General features: G+C 50.4%; 14 protein-coding genes. 11 read left to right on the top strand and 3 right to left on the bottom strand.

The window, feature by feature from the left end; translation table 11 throughout:
* Positions 1-81: 81 nt before the first annotated feature.
* On the top strand, positions 82-1188 hold the full coding sequence (prs, locus tag NFS35_RS21190; protein ID WP_251209064.1) for a ribose-phosphate diphosphokinase: 1107 nt from the start codon (positions 82-84) through the stop codon (positions 1186-1188).
* A 59-nt stretch (positions 1189-1247) separates the two neighbouring features.
* On the opposite strand, the gene NFS35_RS21185 is transcribed toward prs, so the two are convergent.
* A complete protein-coding gene (locus NFS35_RS21185; protein ID WP_251209063.1) occupies positions 1248-2438 on the bottom strand; it encodes a cation:proton antiporter in 1191 nt (396 codons plus the stop codon).
* 288 nt (positions 2439-2726) lie between these two features.
* On the opposite strand from NFS35_RS21185, the gene NFS35_RS21180 reads away from it, so the two are divergent.
* Positions 2727-3503, top strand: coding sequence for a GNAT family N-acetyltransferase (locus NFS35_RS21180; RefSeq protein WP_251209062.1), 777 nt, complete (start codon positions 2727-2729; stop codon positions 3501-3503).
* Between the two features lie 99 nt (positions 3504-3602).
* Entirely contained in the window at positions 3603-4079 is a 477-nt protein-coding gene (locus NFS35_RS21175) for a hypothetical protein (protein ID WP_251209061.1), read from the top strand.
* 194 nt (positions 4080-4273) lie between these two features.
* Here the strand turns inward: NFS35_RS21175 and NFS35_RS21170 are convergent, their stop codons facing one another.
* Positions 4274-4888, bottom strand: coding sequence for a hypothetical protein (locus NFS35_RS21170; RefSeq protein ID WP_251209060.1), 615 nt, complete (start codon positions 4886-4888; stop codon positions 4274-4276).
* Between the two features lie 594 nt (positions 4889-5482).
* Between NFS35_RS21170 and NFS35_RS21165 the strand changes: the two genes are divergently transcribed.
* The 3 genes from NFS35_RS21165 (at position 5483) to NFS35_RS21155 (ending at position 8493) form a co-directional block, all read left to right on the top strand.
* On the top strand, positions 5483-7489 hold the full coding sequence (locus NFS35_RS21165) for a 2-isopropylmalate synthase (RefSeq protein ID WP_251209059.1): 2007 nt from the start codon (positions 5483-5485) through the stop codon (positions 7487-7489).
* Between the two features lie 70 nt (positions 7490-7559).
* On the top strand, positions 7560-8150 hold the full coding sequence (pcp, locus tag NFS35_RS21160; protein WP_251209058.1) for a pyroglutamyl-peptidase I: 591 nt from the start codon (positions 7560-7562) through the stop codon (positions 8148-8150).
* A gap of 94 nt (positions 8151-8244) precedes the next feature.
* Positions 8245-8493, top strand: coding sequence for a hypothetical protein (locus NFS35_RS21155; RefSeq protein ID WP_251209057.1), 249 nt, complete (start codon positions 8245-8247; stop codon positions 8491-8493).
* Here NFS35_RS21155 and NFS35_RS21150 read toward each other — a convergent pair.
* Positions 8421-9425 (bottom strand): AraC family transcriptional regulator, encoded by a 1005-nt coding sequence (locus tag NFS35_RS21150; protein ID WP_251209056.1) that lies wholly within the window; start codon positions 9423-9425, stop codon positions 8421-8423. The two genes, NFS35_RS21155 and NFS35_RS21150, sit on opposite strands and share 73 nt — an antisense overlap.
* 104 nt (positions 9426-9529) lie before the next feature.
* On the opposite strand from NFS35_RS21150, the gene NFS35_RS21145 reads away from it, so the two are divergent.
* From NFS35_RS21145 to NFS35_RS21125, 5 genes are all read left to right on the top strand, one after another.
* Positions 9530-9751: a hypothetical protein gene (locus tag NFS35_RS21145; RefSeq protein WP_251209055.1), complete on the top strand. Its 222-nt coding sequence runs from the start codon at positions 9530-9532 to the stop codon at positions 9749-9751.
* Positions 9752-10113: 362 nt separating this feature from the next.
* Entirely contained in the window at positions 10114-11064 is a 951-nt protein-coding gene (locus NFS35_RS21140; RefSeq protein WP_251209054.1) for an ABC transporter permease, read from the top strand.
* A gap of 12 nt (positions 11065-11076) precedes the next feature.
* Entirely contained in the window at positions 11077-12006 is a 930-nt protein-coding gene (locus tag NFS35_RS21135) for a carbohydrate ABC transporter permease (protein WP_251209053.1), read from the top strand.
* Between the two features lie 58 nt (positions 12007-12064).
* Positions 12065-13828 carry an extracellular solute-binding protein gene (locus NFS35_RS21130; RefSeq protein WP_251209052.1) on the top strand — a complete coding sequence of 588 codons (1764 nt, stop codon included), beginning with the start codon at positions 12065-12067 and terminating at the stop codon, positions 13826-13828.
* A gap of 162 nt (positions 13829-13990) precedes the next feature.
* A complete protein-coding gene (locus NFS35_RS21125) occupies positions 13991-15043 on the top strand; it encodes a glycoside hydrolase family 88 protein (protein ID WP_251209051.1) in 1053 nt (350 codons plus the stop codon).

Genomic DNA, 15043 nt, shown 5'->3' with positions numbered 1-15043 from the left:
TTGGCTCATTCATCTGAGATATGAAACTTAAAATTCCTTGATTTTTTAAGGAAAATCACTTGACATTATAGGGAGGAAGACATGAGCCCACTGGCAAACCATTCCATTCCCATCGTATTGATTCCACTGTATGGAACAGAGGAGCTGGCAGACAAGATTGAGTACTATCTGCGGGAGACCTACAACAAGGAGGAGTGCCACGTAGTGAATTCCCAGATTGTAAGATTTTCCACGGGCGACGCGAAAGCGGTGCTGGAGGATACGGTCCGCGGCGCGGATGTATATATCCTGATGGATGTGGGAAATTATTCCTGCAGCTACCAGATGTATGGCCAGACCATACCTATGTCGCCGGATGAGCATTTCCAGAACCTGAAGAGGACGGTCTCCGCTATCGGCGGAAAGGCATACCGGGTCAACGTGATCTCGCCCCTGCTCTACGCCAGCCGCCAGGACAGACGGATATCCAGGGAATCTCTGGACTGCGCCATGGCGCTGCGGGAGCTGGAGAACATCGGCGTGAAGAACATTACGGCTTTCGATGTCCACGACAATAGGGTGGCCAACGCGGTGCCCTATAATGGTTTTGACGATCTGTTTCCGATTTATCAAGTGATTAAAGCTATCAAACGTAATTATTCTGACATTGTGTTCTCCGAGGATAACTCCCTGTTCATTTCTCCTGATTTGGGCGCGACTACACGGAATTTTAAATATACCAATGAGCTTGGGCTGGATATGGGCATTTTCTACAAGCGCAGATCCAGGACAAAGGTGGTGGGCGGCAATTATGTGGTGGACGTGCACAAGTACATCGGCCCCAGCGTGAAGAATAAGGATGTGTTCATCGTGGATGATATGATCTGCTCCGGCACCACCATGCTGGACGTGGCCAGGTACTGCAAGAAGCAGGGAGCAAAGAGGGTCTTTGCGGCAGCTACTTTCGCGTTGTTCACGGAGGGAATCGGGCGCTTCGATGAGGCCTATAACAAGAAAGTGCTGGAAGCAGTATTTATCACAAATGCGTCATACAGGCGGGAGGAGATACGGAACGCACCTTGGTACAAGGAGGTGGACATCACGAAGTACATCGCGATCTACATCCATTCCGTCAATGCGGGAGAGTCCATTTCCAAGCTGCTGGATCCCCATGAGAAGATTCATAAGCTGCTGGACAAAAGCAACTAGAACAGGAAAAAAGTGCCGCTGTACGGCACTTTTTTATTGAGGAAGTCTGCAGCTCTCTTTTATGAGGCGTTTTGCGGCACGCTTTTATCTTTCGCGTATAATAGCTTTAAGATGATTGGCGTGGAGATACTGGATACGATGATCAGCAGGATGACAGCCGTGAAATATTCCGCCGTCAGCAGTCCCACGGACAATCCTTTCTGCGCAACAATCAGCGCTACCTCCCCTCGCGTCATCATGCCCACGCCGATTTTCAGGCTGTCCTGGAAACCGAAGCGGCAGATTCTGGCCATCAGCCCGCAGCCGATAATCTTGGTAATCAGCGCTACCAGCACGAAGCCGATGGAGAACAGCAGGATGCCCATGCTGACATTGTCGATGCTGGTCTTAAGGCCGATGCTGGCGAAGAACACGGGCCCGAAGATGATGTAGGAACTGACTTCCATCTTGCGGTCTATGTAGGAGGAGTCCTGGATGGAGCAGAGGACGATTCCTGCCACATAGGCGCCTGTGATGTCCGCAATCCCGAAATAGCGCTCCGCCGCATAGGCGAAGAAAAAGCACAGCGCAAGGCCCAGGATGGGAATCCTCTGGGTGTGGGGATAGCGCTCGTCAAGCTTCTTGAATACCTTGTAGACGATGAAGCCCACCACCAGCGCCATGATGAAGAACAGCACAGTGGAAAACACCACGCTGCCGGGGTTGGAGTCGGGATTCTTGAAGCCTATCACGAAAGTCAGCACAATGATGCCGATAACGTCATCGATGATAGCGGCGCTTAAGATGGTGGTCCCCACCTTTCCCTGCAGTTTGCCCATCTCTTTCAGAGACTGCACGGTGATGCTGACGCTGGTGGCTGTCATGATGACGCCGGTGAACACGGCTTTATAAAATTCCTCCGAGCCCCAGGGAGCCACGCCATAAAAGCCCATGTACAGTAAAGACCCGCCCAGCAGCGGCACGAATACGCCGGAGCAGGCGATCAGGAGCGCCACAGGCCCTGTCTTCATCAACTCTTTCAGATTCGTCTCCAGGCCTGCGGAGAACATCAGGAGCACCACGCCGATTTCCGCCATCCGTGTCAGAAAATCCGACTGCTGTACCAGTCCTAATACGCTGGGCCCTATCAGGAGGCCCGCGATGATTTCGCCTACCACTTGGGGCGCCTTGCATTTCCGGGCCAGTATCCCGCAGAGCTTTGCGAATATGATGATAATTGCCAAATCCTTAAAAATGTAATAGGTTTCCATTGTCCAGTCACCCTTTCTTTTTTCCGGCCATATGTATTGTATCCTGCACCACACGGGGATTACCTGACCAAATATTGATTATAGCACAAATTCTGATGGCGTAAAGTAAAAAAACGCCTCAAAAACAAAATATTTTTGGTAAAAATGTAGGAAAAATCATGAAAACCCCATGCCAGTGTGTTAAAATGGAGTTATCATAAAAAGGAGTGGGCCGGCGCCGATGCGCATAGGGCGGGCAGCGGAAAGAAACCGCGTGCCGGCGAGCCCGTTAAGATTAGGAGGGAAACAATGGTTTATGAGATAAGAGAACCGGAAACGGCAGCGCCGCTGTTCGCGGGCTGGCAGGAGACATTGATTTGGTCCTGCCTGCAGGGCGTGATGGGAAAGGTTTACGGAGACTCCGCGGAGACTCCCGCGTCCGCTATGGCCCTGCTGGGGGATTTCTGCTTTTTTGCAGGAAAGCCTGACAGGGAACTGGTTCTGGATGGACTGCGGCAGAGCGGGCGGGATTTCCTGATTGTGGTGCCGCAGGATGGACGCTGGGCGGAGGTGATGGAGGAATGCCTTGTTCCCGGGGCGCGGAAGACGGTACGCTATGCGATAAAGAAAGAGCCGGACATCTTTGACAGGGAGAGGCTGCAGGCCATCGTGGACGGGCTGCCGGAGGGGTATGAGCTTAAGGGGATGGACGAGGATTTGTTCCATCGCTGCCGGGAGATTGCCTGGTGCAGGGACTGGGTGTGGCTGTACCGGGACTACGCCCGGTACCGGGAGCACGGGCTGGGGGCGGTAATCTTAAAAGACGGCGAGCCGGTCTCGGGGGCGTCTTCCTACTCCGGCTACCCTGGGGGCATAGAGATTGAGATTGACACCAGAACGGACTACAGGAGGAAAGGGCTGGCCTGTATCTGCGGCGCGAAGCTGATTCTGGACTGCCTGGAGCGGGGATGGTATCCCAGCTGGGATGCCCAGAACCTGTGGTCAGTGGCTTTGGCGCAGAAGCTGGGATATCATTTTGACTATGAATATGTAGTCTATGAGTGGAGCGGGCAGGTAGAACCTTGACAACAACAGGTATTTTTGCTACATTAAAATTGTGGATTGGGGGAGGCACCCATCAGAAAAAACGGCATTCACGAAATCTGTTCTATTTATGGAAAGGGGATGACACCCATCGAAAAAAACATTATTGTCGTAGATGAACAGGGCAATGAATATGAAGCGACCTATCCCAAACGGGCCAGAGGTCTTGTGAAAAATGGCCGGGCACGCTTCCTTTCAGAAAATATGATATGCCTTGCGTGTCCGCCGGAGATTGATTTGGAGGATAACGAGATGACGAACATCGAGATGACAAATAATAATGTGACGGAAACCGGGATGACAGAGGTTGTCGATATGGCATATGTTTTTGGCCAGATAAAGGCGATTCAGAGCCAGGCGGCCTATCTGAATGAAGTGATAGAGACGCTTTCTCAGATGTCCGACGGTGACAGTGGTGACTGCGGCGCGCCGGGGAACCTCGTGGGGCAGGCGAAGGCAAAGGCCCTGGGAGATATCGTCCGCTGTCGGGAGACCACGAACCAACAGCTTTTGAATTTCTATATGACGGTTTACAATGATTTGAAAGCTCAGCCTTAAGCTGGAATCTCAATCACAGGAAAAGTCAGGTATCCGCCGGAGCGCTGTGTTCCGGCGGATATTTTCATGCCGAATAACCGGGGAAAACCGGAAAAGGATGCAAAATATTGTGATGAATAGATTTCTTTGAAAAAGCGCCTCTTGGAAAAGAGCCTGAAAGGGTGACTGCGGTTTGCCGAGTTGCGGAATCAGCGCTATGCCAGTTTATGGATTGCCTCCGAGTGGTGCTCTATGGCGCTTTTGATGATTTCCATATCCGCTCGCATGGCTTCAATCTGAGCCGATGCCTTTTCATACCGCTTGGCGGCAGGTACATAGTTTTCCGCCAGTAGCTGAATGTTCTTGTCAGTGACATTTTCGATATGTAGTTCAAGCTTTGTCACATGGTAGTTTAGGCCGCTGACTTCGTCTTTGAGGGTGCGCATCTCAGCATGTATACCGCTGATATCATCCTTGACTGCCCGTAGTTCAGCATATAGATTGCGGATGTCATCCTTGACTGTCTCCAGTTCAGCATATAGATTGCGGATGTCATCCTTGACTGCCTCCAGTTCAGCATATAGATTGCGGATGTCATCCTTAACTACTTGCAGTTCAGCATATAGATTGCGGATGTCATCCTTAACTACTTGCAGTTCGGCATATAGATTGCGGATATCATTCTTGATTAACTCAAGCTCGGAATGGATGTAGAGCCGCAAATCCCTTATGCTGTCTTTGACGGGCTGCAGTTCGGCCTGCAGTCCTGCCTGGATTTTGACATCCAGCAGATTGGATATGGAAAGCAGATCTTCCTGTGTCAAGGTCATGGCAATGTGCCTCCTTTCTTTTTGCGAAAGAATCCGTCTGAAAATCGTTAGGCCTTTATGCCGCTGGCAGTCCCTGCAAGGCAAAGACTGACGAATCTGTATTGTTGTTGGAAATTGTGCATCGAACATTACCCTTGCCTTGAAATGCAAATCAGCTGAAATACAGAAACCGGATTCTAAGACGGCTTTCCGGCAGACTCCCATTTTGAGGAAACTTATCTGATGTTTCTACTTTACCACATAATCCCCTGTTTTTCAAGGAAAAGATAAGTTAAATTAAGACATATAAATAGATAAAAATAAGACAATAATTATTTGGCGAGAATGAAAGATATAACAGAAAAAATGCATCTGAAAAGGAAAATGGGAATAAAAAAAGTCAATAATAAAAATTAAAAAGACACTTGCGGAACGCTGAAATCTGTGTTACTATTTTTATGCTCGCGAGCGCATTTGAACCGTGAGTATAAAGCAACAGCGCAGGTTCTCGAGACCGGAATGCCGAAGAGGGAACAGGACATAGAATATAAGACGAATATGTCTTCCTATAGCGAGACGCGAATCCGCAGCTGCGAAAAAGGAAAGGAATACAGAATGATGAATAAAACCACAATCAGCAAAAAATACGGCAGAACCTATCATATGCCGCCAGAGGTGACCTACGACTGGGTAAAGAAAGACACCATAGAAAAGCCCCCCGTCTGGTGCAGCGTAGACCTGCGGGATGGCAACCAGGCTTTGATAGATCCCATGCCTTTGGAGGATAAACTAGAGTTCTTCAAGCTTCTGGTAGATATCGGATTCAAGGAAATCGAGGTGGGATTCCCGGCTTCTTCCGACACAGAGTACAATTTCATCCGCGCCCTGATCGAGCGGGACATGATTCCCGGCGACGTGACCATCCAGGTGCTGACCCAGGCTAGGGAGCATATCATCAAGAAGACCTTCGAGGCGGTGAAGGGGGCTCCCCACGCGGTGGTGCATCTCTATAATTCTACATCTGTAGAACAGAGGGAACAGGTCTTCAAGAAAGACAAGGAAGCCATCAAGCAGCTGGCGGTGGACGGCGCGAAGCTTCTGAAAGAGATGGCAGAGGCCACGGACGGCAATTTCACCTTTGAATACAGCCCGGAGAGCTTCTCCCAGACCGAGCCGGAGTACGCGCTGGAGGTCTGCAACGCGGTACTGGACATATGGCAGCCTGACGCGAATCACAAGGCCATCATCAATCTCCCCAGCACGGTGCAGGTGGCCATGCCCCATGTCTTTGCCTGCCAGATAGAATATATGCACAAGCATCTGAAATACCGCGAGAACGTGGTCTTAAGCGTTCATCCCCACAACGACAGAGGCTGTGGCGTCAGCGACGCGGAGTTCGGCATCCTGGCGGGGGCAGACCGCGTGGAGGGTACTCTGTTCGGCAACGGAGAGCGTACGGGAAATGTGGACATCGTCACCGTGGCGATTAACATGATGTGCCACGGCGTGGACAGCGGGCTTGATTTTTCCAATATCATGCAGGTGCGGGAGGCCTATGAGCGCTTTACGGGCATGAAAGTGCACGAGCGAGTGCCCTATGCCGGGGATTTGGTGTTCACGGCATTCTCCGGCTCCCATCAGGATGCCATCAGCAAGGGCATGACATGGCTGAAAGAGGGCAAGAGCGGGAACCGCTGGGATGTGCCCTATCTGCCCATCGATCCCGAGGATGTGGGACGCGAATACGAGTCCGATGTGATCCGGATCAACAGCGTGTCCGGCAAGGGCGGCGTGGCCTTTGTGCTGAAGCAGCAGTTCGGCTTCTCCCTGCCCGCGGCCATGAAGGAGGAAGTGGGGTACCTGATTAAGGGCGTGTCCGACAGGCGGCACCAGGAGCTGCACCCTTCGGAAATCTACGAGATTTTCGAGGAGAACTACATCAATCTGCACAATGTCTTTTCAATCCCCGAGTGCCATTTCCGGCAGGAAAAGGGCATCCGGGCGGAGGTGACCATCGAGCAGAACGGGGAGTCCCGGCTCATCAAAGCAGGCGGAAACGGCCGCCTGGACGCGGTGAGCAACGCCGTCAAGACCTACTTCGGCATCAGCTACCAGCTCTCGGTGTACGAGGAGCACGCCATTTCCAAAGGCTCCAGCTCCAAGGCTGCGGCCTATGTGGCCATTCTGTGCGACGGCAAGCTTTACTGGGGCGTGGGCGTGGACGAGGACATTATCAAGGCCTCCATCGCCGCGCTGGTCTCCGCCGCCAACAAGCTGGCCGTGGAGCAGCATATCACGGAGGGCCGGGAAGAGCGGATTGTGGAGATCATCAGCTACATCAAGAACGACTATATGAACGTGACTTTGGACACCCTGTCCGAGGAGTTTCACCTCTCCAAGCCCTATCTGTCCAAGTACATCAAGGAGAAGGCGGGCATGACCTTCCAGGAGGCCGTGCGCAAGGAGCGCATGAAGAAGGCCAGGACCCTCCTGCGGGAGACGGATCAGACAGTGGAGACCGTGGCCGCGGAGGTGGGCTATGAGAACGTGGAGCATTTCAACCGCCTGTTCAAGAAGAATTATGGAATCACCCCGGTGCAGTACCGGAAGCAGGAGGAGTAGGAAAAGAAAAAGAATCTGTTGCTTAAAAGGATATTTCTATGATAGTATGGGCAAAAACGGAGGAAAAGGCATGAAAAAGAAATTACTGATTACAGGTTTCGAGCCTTTCGGCAGGGACACGATAAATCCCTCCTGGGAAGCGGTGAGCAGGCTGGAGGATACTATAGGGGACTATGAGCTGACCAAACTGCGGTTGCCCGTAGTATTCGGCGCCGCCGCGGAGCGGGCGCTGGATACGGCGCGGGAGCTGGGGCCGGACGCGATTCTGTGCGTGGGGCAGGCCGGCGGGCGGAGCGCGGTGACGCCGGAGGTGGTGGCCATCAACCTGCGGGATGCCTCCATGGAAGACAATGCCGGGAACAGGCCCATGGACGAACCCGTGGTACCGGAGGGGCCCGCGGCCTATTTCGCCTCCGTTCCGGTGCGGAAGATAGCCGATGCCGTCAGAGGAAAAGGCATCTCCTGCGCCCTTTCCTATTCCGCGGGAGCCTATGTGTGCAATGACCTCTTCTACACCCTGCGGCATCATTACGAGGGGACGAAGACACGGACAGGCTTCATCCACGTTCCCTGCCTGCCGGAGCAGGCAAAGGATCAGGCTCCCTGCATGCCGCTGGATACCATCGTGCAGGCGCTTGGCATCGCCATAACAGCGCTTTAAAACCTCTTTGCTTACGGAGGGACGAAAAAATCACAGCAGAACTTTCACCGCATCTACAATCTCATCCACAAATCTCTTATGGAGATATCTGTGCATGGCCGGGCGGCTGGAGGAATCAGAGGAGATATCCATGAAAGGCGTGTCTTTCATCACGCGCCACTATAACCAGATACTGGAGCTGCTGGGGAAGATTATCATGAACAGAGCTTTGGCCATGGACATGGCCAAAAGGAAGAACAAGGCGATGGTGAAGTCCGGGCGGCGTGGCAACTACTTTTCCGGGTACATCCAGCCGGAATATTCCAGGATGGACTGGGATTCCGAATTCTTGTCAGACTGCTGAATCTGCTTTCGGAAATCCCGGGGGGGTACTTGCATTACTTTGGAAAAGGTGCGGTTGAAGCTGGACAGAGAGCAGAAGCCCACTGCCCCGGAGATATTCAGTATGGAATCATTCGTGCTCCGCAGTAGGTTGCAGGCCTTGGTAATCCTGGTGTTGTTCACGAAGTCCAGAGGAGACATGCCCATGATTTCCCGAAAGACTCTGCGGAAGTGGGTGGGGCTCCAATGACACAAATCCGCCAGATGATTGATGCTGAACTGCTGCATGTAATTTTCTTCTATATAATCCAGGGCAGGGGCGATGACGAGAGTGTAGTCTGCCTCCTGCTTTGTGCCCGTTTTTTGATTCGCAGCGCCAGTGACGGCCGCATCATTAGATTTGAAAAGCTGAATCCTGAGGATTTCAATATAGAGGGAGAGGAGCAGTCCCGTGACGCTGAACTGATATCCGAACTTCTGCTCTTCCATATTCCGGGCGGCGGCAGTGGCCAGGGTATAAATATGAGGATACTCATCACGGCTGAAAATCGGGTGGTAATCCTGAAAAGTATGGGTATATAATTCAAATTTTTCCCATGCGGGAGGAAGGATATGCCGGAACAGCTCCCGGGAATCCAGGAAGATATAAGTCCAATGGCTCCGGGTGCCCGGCGTGCTGTAGGTGGTATGGGGCACGTTTTTGGGGACTACAGTCACGTCTCCAGCCCTGAAAGGAAAAGGTTCGCCGAAAAATTCCATATACCCGCTGTCCGAATGGCAGATGCCGATTTCCAGGCAATTGTGAAAATGCTGCCGTCCGCTGGGGACATCGGAAATCCTCCAGTGCTCGCCGGAGAGCAGCAGAACGGGAAAATTCATCGGAAGATAGTAATTGCGGTATTCTGTGACGGAATTCTTTGACTTGGCCATTGCAAGCTCCTTTGTGTGTTTCATTGCACTTTCCATAACAATTTTTAGTCAAATCTGTATGATTGCTGTTTTTATAGTAACAGACTGACGTAATAAAATCAACCTGAACCTGAAAGGGGAAGCTGTACATGTCAAAGGTATTTGACGACAAGGCGCGGCGTAAATATGGATTGGTCAGTAATTTCCTATATAATATGTCGGCGGCCTCTTTTCTGGCCACGCTGCTCCCCTCCAGGCTGGCGGCAGATTTGACGGCCCGGATGGAAATCTCGCGGATGGTTCCGGAGCTGGCCCTTTTTGTGTGCTCCCGCTGTCTGTATAATAATATCTTATTGTCTGGTGTTTTCTGATTTCATATCCGTAAGTATAAACTCAATAAAAACGAACATGCCCCTGCCAATGCCGTGCACTCAGGGACTTTTTTGTGCTAAAAGAAATTTCACACGGACAGACTTATGGCAGAAAATGAGGTAAAACATACTAAGACAATCTAAAATATTTCGGCAAAACATGTTATTTTTGCCAGAGATTATTTTGATAAGTTGCGATAAAAGAAAAATAGTGCCTATCCGCCCCTTTCGATAATGGTCGTTTTTGCATGGTTTTCATTATATATTGATTGGAAAAGGAAAGAGGATTGTATGATAATTAATACAATCAATCATGGATCTGTGCAAATCAACGGAACGAAAGATTGTGGAGGAGGTCAAGTATGGCAAAAAGCAAAAAGGCCAAGGCGGAGATTCAGACAAAAGCCACCTGGAAAAACGCATGGAGAAGAGACTGGCAATTATATTTGTTGCTGCTGTTTCCTCTGGTAATGGTTTTTGTATTCAGCTACGCTGCTTATCCAGGCCTGAGAATGGTTTTTATGGATTATAAGCCGGCAAAGGGATACGCTGGTAGTGAATGGGTTGGAATGGCGACTTTCCAGAAGATTTTTTCGGATCCTGACTTTCATCGGGCAGTGCGAAATTCTGTCGTGTTCAATTTGGCAGATTTGCTGGTGGGATTTCCGATGCCGATTATTCTGGCTTTGATTCTGAATGAGCTTCGCTATGCCAGATTCAAGAAAGTGTCTCAGACGATTCTGTATTTGCCGCATTTCCTTTCCTGGGCAATTATCGGGAGCGTGGCATTGACTATGTTCAAGCCATCCAGCGGTCTGGTCAATGTAGTGATGATGAACGCAGGGATTATTGAGGAGGGGATTCCTTTTCTGAATGAGAAATGGCATTGGGCGGTGACCTACCTGTTGATTGGAGTCTGGCAAGGGATGGGATGGGGAACTATCCTTTATCTGGCGGCCATCACTGGTATCAGTGGTGAACTTTATGAGGCCGCCATGATTGACGGAGCCAATCGCTGGAAACGAATGTGGCATATTACACTTCCGGGTATTAAGAGTACTGTGGTAACCTTGCTGATTATGAATCTGGGCCGCGTGATGGGAAGTAATCTGGAAAGGCTGGTAGCCTTCGGAAACTCTCAGGTCAAAGATTTCCAGTACCAGCTGGCTGTGTACATATATAATAAGGGCCTTAATAACGGCAAGTTCAGCATGGGTACTGCGGTGAACCTGTTCCAGTCTCTGATTGGGCTGGTTCTGGTTATTATGTCTGACAGAATAGCAAAGAAGCTTGGTGAAGACGGTTTGTTGTAGGAGGTGGATGGTTTGAGCAGAAAGAAGGAGAAATCCATGGAACAAGTGGCTTCAGCTGGCGGAGCGCATGCAGTCAACAAATTTCGTGTCAGCGACTTTGTGATGATGGCGGTTGTAGTTATTCTGTGCGCAACCTGCGTGCTCCCCTTTATCCATGTGGCTGCAAAATCCATTTCAGGAAATACAGCTGTTATGTCCAAGGCGGTCTATTTTTGGCCTAAGGATATCACGCTGGACGCGTTCAAGAGAGTGTTCGGGGATGAGTCCATGACGTATTCCATGCTGTTTTCCGTAGGGATTACGCTGATATTTACGGTTTTGGGCATGTTGGTGTGCACCTGTGCGGCGTATCCTTTGTCCAAGAAAAGACTGAAAGGAAAACAGGCCTTTACTTTTGTGCTGATGGTGCCCATGTATTTCGGAGCGGGCATTATCCCGGCGTATCTGCTGTATCAGGATTTGCATATTTTGGACACGATGTGGGTGTTGATTCTGCCTTTGATTTATTCGCCCTACAATATGCTGATTATGAAGAATTTCTTCCAGAGTACCATACCGGACAGCCTGGAGGAGTCGGCATTCCTTGACGGAGCCAGCAATATTCAGATTTTATGGAAGATTGTGCTTCCTCTTTCCAAGCCGATTCTCGCCACATTGTCCCTATTCTATGCGGTAGGAAGATGGAATTCCTATGCGGACAATATGTATTATACCAGATCTGCTGACCTGAAGATGATTCAGTACAAACTCTATCAACTTGTGGCATCCGCAACGGAAGCTCAGACGGCTTCTCTGGCAGATACAGGCGGAGCCAGCCAGGCTGCACCAGAGGTATTGCAGGCGGCAAGCATTATGTTTGTCACGGTGCCGATTATCATTATTTATCCGTTCCTTCAGAAATATTTCGTTCAGGGCACTATGATTGGAGCGGTAAAAGGTTGAATGTTGTGAATCACCCGTTTTATGGGTTGAAATATATTTTTAAAAGGAGGAGATTTTTATGAAGAAGAAATATCTTCAAAAGGTTTTGGCTGTGGCAATGACAGGAGCCATGGCATTGGGAGTTCTGGCGGGATGCGGCAGCGAGCCTGCGTCCAGCGGCAATGAGTCATCCGCTCCGAGCAGTCAGGAAGAAAGTTCTGAGGAAGAAGCGCCGGAGGAAAGCTCTGCAGAAGAAAGTTCCGCGGAAGAAAGCTCCGAGGCTCCGGCTGGCACGGCAGGCATCGATGGATGGGAGCCCTTTGCGGAGAGGGTCACTCTGAAGATTCCCGTTTATGACCGTGGCGATGCAGGAAACGGCTGCTCTGATGTGGTGAACAACTACTGGACGAATTGGGTACAGGAGAATTTTGGCGAGAAGTACAATATTGATGTAGAGTATGTGGCTATCACTCGTACCGCTGTTATGAACGATTATGCCATGCTGGCTGCAGGTCAGGATCTCCCTACAATATGTATGGAGTACGATTATGATAAGCTGGCTACCTGGCAGGCAGAAGGCTATCTGCAGCCCTATGACGTGGAACAGTTCAAGACGATTGCGCCTACTTACTGGCAGACCATGGCGGACAATGGAAACGATGCCTATACCAAGCTGGCAGGAGAGGATTACCTTATGCTCGGCTACAGGCCTTACGGCAACAGTACCTATACCTTTGTGACCTGGTATCGCAAAGACTGGATGAAAGAAGCCGGTTTTGAAGAGTATCCCAAGACCAATACCGAGCTGCTTGAGCTGTATGCGAAGCTGGTTGAGAACGGACATGAGTATCCTTTAAGTGGTTCCAAGGTAGCAGGTGCAGGCGTTGACCAGAACTATGGCTACAGGGACTATCCTCAGGATGAGGAAATCTGGGCTACCACTGGTGATTACCAGATTCCCGCCCTGTCCACAGAAGCTCAGAAGAGATACCTGAAATGGGAGAATATGCTTTATAATGAGGGCTATAAGAACCCGGAATATTACCTGAGAGAGGCTTCCGAGGCAGAAGCTGACTTTATTAACGGCAAGGCCTTCAGTTGGGCAGGCTATGTGTCTTCTACCATGACGCAGCTGAATTCTTTCTATGAGAATTTCCCGGATGCGGAGCTTGGTGTTATTGTATGCCCGGATACTTTCATTCAGGACGAAACATGGGGTTCATCCAATGCTTATAGGCCCGGAACCAACTTCGGTATGATGATTGCTCTTTCCAACAGCGCTACTGAGGATGAGGCAAAGGCTGCTATGATGTATCTGGAGTGGATGGCGCAGGAAGAGAACCTGTTCACCATGACCTGGGGTGAAGAAGGTGTGAATTTCAACTATGACGAGGATGGAAATCCTGTTGCCGTAGGCGATCAGTCAGGTCTTGAGCAGCAGCAGGGACATAACAACAATGTTGACTACTGGTGTGCTGTTACCGCAATTAAGACCCTGGGCTCCATCGAGAAGGATATTGCGGCAATCAATCCTCAGGGACTTCCTCAGGACTTCTATGATGAGCTGCTTGCCAATTACAATGGACAGGTTTCCATCTGGAATGAGGGATATGCTAATTCCGACTGTCTGTTCGCTGTTTCTCTTGAATCAGTGGCAGAATATGGAAATACGCTCTTTGATTTGTATGCGGAGTACCGCGACCAGTTGACCATGTGCGATCCTGAAGAGTTTGATGAGTTGTATGACGAGCTGAGCCAGAAATATTTGGATCAGGGATATCAGGAAGTTATCGATGAAAGAAAGGCTGCTTTTGAGAGTGGGCAGACGACAAAGCTTCAGTAATCAAATGAAAGGTTTTGGCGGTATAAGGCTTCAGATACAGCCTCCCGGTATTTGCCGGGAGGCTGTATTAAAATAAAATATCATTTAGGTAATTGTTGATATTCCTGTGAGAGACTATAATAGAAATAAAAGGTGCCGCGGAGGCGGCGGAACGGAGGGAATATGCTGCGACTGGAATATGATAAAAAGCAGATAGAAGAGATCATTGACAGGATTGTCAGAAAGACCATGAACATGGATCTGACCTGGGACTGGCCCTGCGGGGTGGCCTATTACGGCATCAGCGAAGCCTATGAGAAAACGGGAAAAGAAGAATATCTGAATCTGCTGAAGGACAGGGTGGATGAGCTGATCGACTTAGGGCTGCCCAGAGTATGGACTGTCAATGCCTGTGCCATGGGACATTGCCTGATCACGCTCTACAATGCCACAAAGGACCAGAAATATGCAGACATCCTGATGAGCAAGATTTCCTACATATCCAATGATGCGCTCCGTTTCGCAGACCATGTACTGCAGCATACGGTGTCCGCCAACAATGATTTTCCTGAGCAGGCATGGTGCGATACTCTGTTCATGGCGGCGTTTCTGCTGCTGCGGGTGGGTGTCATGAATCAGGACGAGGATATGATAAACGATGCGCTGAATCAATATTACTGGCATATCAAATATCTCCAGAACCCCGGCAGCGGCTTCTATTACCATGGATATGACAATATTGCGAAAGACCATATGTCCGGCATTTACTGGGGCAGGGCCAATGCCTGGGCGGCCTTTACCCTGTCTCAGGTGGGCGGCATTCTGCCGGAGTGCTATCTGTATCCGAAGTACATGGATGTGGCAGGCTCCCTGAATGAACAGCTGGCGGCCTTAAAGACCGTGCAGACGGAGAACGGGCTGTGGAGGACCGTGCTGGACGATCCGGATTCCTATGAGGAGATTTCCGCCTCCGCAGGAATTGCGGCTGCCATGCTGACCAGAGGGAATCCCCTGCACTCCAAGTATATCAACAAGGCTGTCAAGGGACTGCTCGCGAATGTCAGCGAGGACGGAAAGGTGATGAATGTCTCCGCGGGGACGGCAGTCATGCGGGACAAAGAGGGCTACAGAGGCATTTCCAGGGACTGGATTCAGGGCTGGGGCCAGGGGCTTGCGCTGGCATTTTTCTCCACGCTGCTGGTGTCCGATTCCATAGAGAAAGACGGTGCGCTCTGA

Source organism: Acetatifactor aquisgranensis (genome assembly GCF_943193215.1).
GTDB lineage: Bacteria > Bacillota > Clostridia > Lachnospirales > Lachnospiraceae > Acetatifactor > Acetatifactor aquisgranensis.
This window is presented reverse-complemented; position numbering and strand designations above follow the sequence as displayed.

Coding starts and splice junctions, on each gene's coding strand:
- prs (WP_251209064.1), top strand. CDS start 82: ATGAGCCCACTGGCAAACCATTCCATTCCCATCGTATTGATTCCACTG.
- NFS35_RS21185 (WP_251209063.1), bottom strand. CDS start 2,438: ATGGAAACCTATTACATTTTTAAGGATTTGGCAATTATCATCATATTC.
- NFS35_RS21180 (WP_251209062.1), top strand. CDS start 2,727: ATGGTTTATGAGATAAGAGAACCGGAAACGGCAGCGCCGCTGTTCGCG.
- NFS35_RS21175 (WP_251209061.1), top strand. CDS start 3,603: ATGACACCCATCGAAAAAAACATTATTGTCGTAGATGAACAGGGCAAT.
- NFS35_RS21170 (WP_251209060.1), bottom strand. CDS start 4,888: ATGACCTTGACACAGGAAGATCTGCTTTCCATATCCAATCTGCTGGAT.
- NFS35_RS21165 (WP_251209059.1), top strand. CDS start 5,483: ATGATGAATAAAACCACAATCAGCAAAAAATACGGCAGAACCTATCAT.
- pcp (WP_251209058.1), top strand. CDS start 7,560: ATGAAAAAGAAATTACTGATTACAGGTTTCGAGCCTTTCGGCAGGGAC.
- NFS35_RS21155 (WP_251209057.1), top strand. CDS start 8,245: ATGGCCGGGCGGCTGGAGGAATCAGAGGAGATATCCATGAAAGGCGTG.
- NFS35_RS21150 (WP_251209056.1), bottom strand. CDS start 9,425: ATGAAACACACAAAGGAGCTTGCAATGGCCAAGTCAAAGAATTCCGTC.
- NFS35_RS21145 (WP_251209055.1), top strand. CDS start 9,530: ATGTCAAAGGTATTTGACGACAAGGCGCGGCGTAAATATGGATTGGTC.
- NFS35_RS21140 (WP_251209054.1), top strand. CDS start 10,114: ATGGCAAAAAGCAAAAAGGCCAAGGCGGAGATTCAGACAAAAGCCACC.
- NFS35_RS21130 (WP_251209052.1), top strand. CDS start 12,065: ATGAAGAAGAAATATCTTCAAAAGGTTTTGGCTGTGGCAATGACAGGA.
- NFS35_RS21125 (WP_251209051.1), top strand. CDS start 13,991: ATGCTGCGACTGGAATATGATAAAAAGCAGATAGAAGAGATCATTGAC.